Origin of the sequence: Micromonospora acroterricola (genome assembly GCF_003172955.1) — a bacterium.
GTDB lineage: Bacteria > Actinomycetota > Actinomycetes > Mycobacteriales > Micromonosporaceae > Micromonospora > Micromonospora acroterricola.
In genome coordinates this window covers 1-3,200 of the sequence record NZ_QGKR01000036.1, presented here as the reverse complement: position 1 = coordinate 3,200, position 3,200 = coordinate 1, and the positions used below count along the sequence as shown (strand labels likewise).

4 protein-coding genes and 1 pseudogene are annotated in these 3,200 nt (G+C 75.6%); all 5 read right to left on the bottom strand.

All coding sequences use genetic code 11. The annotated features are described in order from the left end of the window. Nucleotides 1-43 precede the first annotated feature (43 nt). Nucleotides 44-883: a PSP1 domain-containing protein gene (locus DKT68_RS00400; protein ID WP_109815461.1), complete on the bottom strand. Its 840-nt coding sequence runs from the start codon at nucleotides 881-883 to the stop codon at nucleotides 44-46. 290 nt (nucleotides 884-1,173) lie between these two features. Beyond that, nucleotides 1,174-1,854, bottom strand: a complete 681-nt coding sequence (locus tag DKT68_RS00395; RefSeq protein ID WP_109815460.1) for a hypothetical protein — start codon at nucleotides 1,852-1,854, stop codon at nucleotides 1,174-1,176. Next, the gene (locus DKT68_RS00390; protein ID WP_109815459.1) at nucleotides 1,854-2,159 is read right to left on the bottom strand and encodes a type VII secretion target; all 306 of its coding nucleotides are present in this window, start codon (nucleotides 2,157-2,159) and stop codon (nucleotides 1,854-1,856) included. The genes DKT68_RS00395 and DKT68_RS00390 overlap by 1 nt, the downstream gene beginning before the upstream one ends. A 1-nt stretch (nucleotide 2,160) precedes the next feature. Beyond that, nucleotides 2,161-2,490: a YbaB/EbfC family nucleoid-associated protein gene (locus DKT68_RS00385; RefSeq protein ID WP_109815458.1), complete on the bottom strand. Its 330-nt coding sequence runs from the start codon at nucleotides 2,488-2,490 to the stop codon at nucleotides 2,161-2,163. A 146-nt stretch (nucleotides 2,491-2,636) separates the two neighbouring features. Then, nucleotides 2,637-3,200, bottom strand: a pseudogene (locus DKT68_RS00380) (DNA polymerase III subunit delta'); the annotation flags it as partial.

Genomic DNA, 3,200 nt, shown 5'->3' with positions numbered 1-3,200 from the left:
ACTACGCGTCTCGTGGGCTCGGAGATGTGTATAGGGGACAGGGTTAGGGGTTGTAGTGCTGGTCGTGGGATTGGCGGGGGGCGCAGACGGAGGCCCGGGAGCAGGAGCAGCGGGAGCCGTCGGCGTCCAGGCGGACCGTCACCGCGTCGCGGGGGACGCTGTGGCCGACCACCCGGCCGTCGCCCTCGGCCGTCGAGACCCGACTGCCGACCGCTGGGGCCGTCTCCTGGAATCTCTGGTAGAGCGGGTGCTCGTACTTGAGGCAGCACATCAGCCGGCCGCACGCGCCGGAGATGCGCAGCGGGTTGAGCGGCAGGTCCTGGTCCTTGGCCATCCGGATGGTCACCGGCTCGAAGTCGGTGAGGAACGTCGCGCAGCACAGGTCTCGGCCGCACGAGCCGATGCCGCCCTGCACCCGCGCCGAGTCCCGAGCGGAGAGCTGCCGCAGCTCGACCCGGCAGTGCAGGGTGGCGCCCAGGTCGCGGACCAGGGAGCGGAAGTCCACCCGGTGCGGGGCGGTGAAGTAGACGGTGCTGCGCTCGCCGCCGCCCTCCGCGGAGCCGAGCACGTGGTCGACGGCCACCACCTTCATCGGCAGGCCGTGCGCCCGGATCAGCCGCTTCGCGGCCACCTTGGCCTCGGCCTTGCGCCGGCGCAGCGCCTCGTCGCGGTGCAGGTCGTCGTCGCCGGCCAGCCCCACCAGCCGGGGAAACCCGTCGGTCTCCTCGGTCACCCACTGCGCGGCCCAAACGCACTCGGCCACCTCGGGCCCGTCGTCGGTCGGCACCAGCACCTTGTCGCCGACCTGCGGGCGCAACTCGCCGGGGTCGAGGTAGTAGAGGCGCCCGTACCGGTTGAAGCTGACCGCGCAGAGCATGCCCATGCCCCCACCCTACGACGGATCGGAGCCGGGGGGCGCGGGGACCGTCGCCGGGCGACTACGCCCCGCTGCCATTCATGACCGTCGACTTGACCGATTGCCGGACCACCCGTCGTGCCGTTGCTCCTCGCCCGGACGGTTGAATCCGGGCCGCGGCAGGGGACAAACGCGTCCGGGCAGCGTTGAGTGGAGGCATACCTGCGGGGGGTGCAGGGGGAAGACCACGGCGTCGCCGCCGGCGCCGGCTCAGGCCGGGCGCCAGCGGGCGGCGCCGTGGTCTGTCCGGGGCCGGGCTACCAGCCGACCCGGGTGGGCTGGTCGTACCGGGGACGACCGTCCATCGGTGGCCGCCAGGCGGACTCGGCGAGGCTCGGTGCCCACTGACGCAGCAGCGTCTCCGCCCCGTCGTACGCCACGCACAGCACCGCCAGCACCCGCGCGGCGATCTCGGCCGCGTCGACCACCCCGGGCCCGACCGGGCCGGGCCGGAGGGGCGTGCCGCTGGCCGTGGCGGCGACCACGGCGACCGCCTCGGCCGAACGGAGCACGTCGGCCAGCGTGCGGGCCAGGGCGAGGCGGCTGCCCTCCACCCAGTCGGCGAGCGCCTCGGCGTATCCCGCGGTGGACTCCAGCCGCCCGACCAGGCTCTCCGGGCCCTCGTCGAGGTGGCGCAGCAGCGCCGCCCGCTCCTGCCCGTACGCCGAGGCGGCCGGGCCGGACCACAGCACCGGGTCGGTGAGCGCGGCGGAGACGTCGTCGTACCCCCGGACCAGCCGGCGCACCACGTGCCCGGCGCCGGTGAGCGGCGCCGGGTGGAGGTCGAGGAACCCGCGGACCGCGTCACCCGGAAGCACCTGCATGCGGCGCAGCAGCGGCCAGACCCGATGCCCCTCGGGGACGCCGGCGGCGAGCAGCGTGTCCACCCGGCGCAGCAGGTGCAGGCCGGGCTCGGCCAGCCGGTCCAGCGGGTCCATCAGGGCTCCCCGGTGATCCGGCGGCGGGCGGCGCGGTCGACCTCGCCGTAGCGGTCGGCGGCCTCGCGCACGGCCGAGGCGGCGGCGGCCAGCCGGCCGGCGGCAGCGCGTGCCTCGCGGGCCCGGTCGTCGGTGGCGGCGGTCCACTGCCGGTGCAACGCGCGGCCGATCTCGCCGGGCCGACCCGGTGCGTCCGCGCCGAACGCGGCCTGGGCGGGATCGCTGGCGGTGACCCTGTGGGACAGGGCAGTCAGTGTGGCGCTGGCCTCGTCCAGCCGGGCGGAGAGCGCGCGCAGCGTGTCCATCTCAGGCTCCCGCGAGCGGTCGGTAGGCGGCGAACGTCTCGTTGTGCAGCTTCTCCCGGGCCCACTCGGCGGCGTCGGCCGCCGCGGTGACCGCGGCCTGCACCGAGCCGGCCACGTCGCGCGGGTTGCGGCTGTGCAGCGGCCCCAGGAACCGGACGTCGGTGATCCGACCACCGGCGGTGACCACCACCTCCACCAGCCCGTCCGGCGACCGGACGGTGACCTCGACGGTCGACACCGCCTGGTCGAACTCGGCCTGGAGTGACTCGATCCGGCGGTAGCGCCGCACCGCCTCCTCGATCCAGGCCTCGTCGATCTCCCCCCGTGGCATCGGCCGACTCCTCCCGGATGACCCCTCACTGAGCGTGCTGCCACCGTCACAACGGCACACCGGACCGTACCGCACAGCAATCGCGCCTGTCGATGGCCTGTGGACGACCGGTCCCGTTCGGCGGAACCACGCACCGGAGCTGCGGATCAGCCCTTCCAGAGGGCGAGCATCATCGCCTCGACCGCGATCCGCGGCTTGACGTTCGCCTCGATCGCCGCCCGGCAGGCGAGCACGGCCTCCAGCCGACGCAGCGACCCCTCGGCGTCCCACTTCTGTGCCCCGGCGCCGGCCAGCGCGGCGGTGTCGGTGTGCACCGGGGCGACGGGGGCGCGGAGCGCCATGGTGAGCGCGTCCCGGTAGAAGCCGGCCAGGTCGACCAGCGCCCGGTCGAGCGCGTCCCGCTGCGCCCGGGTGGCCCGCGACTTCTGCCGCTTCTCCAGGTCCTTGAGCTGCCCGGCGGCTCCCCGGATCGCGCCGGCCGCGCCCCGGCCGGTGCCGCCCGCGCCGAGTGCCGTCTCCAGCGCCGCCCGCTCGGTCGTGTCGGCCTCGGCGACCGACGCCTCGGCCTCCGCCTCGGCCGCCTCGATCAGCGCGGACGCCGCGTCGAACGCCGCGCCGACGCCGGTCAGCCGGCGGGGCACGGCGAGCACCGCCTCGCGCCGCTTGCGGGCCTCGGGGTCGCGGGCCCGCTGGTAGGAGGCGTGGATCTC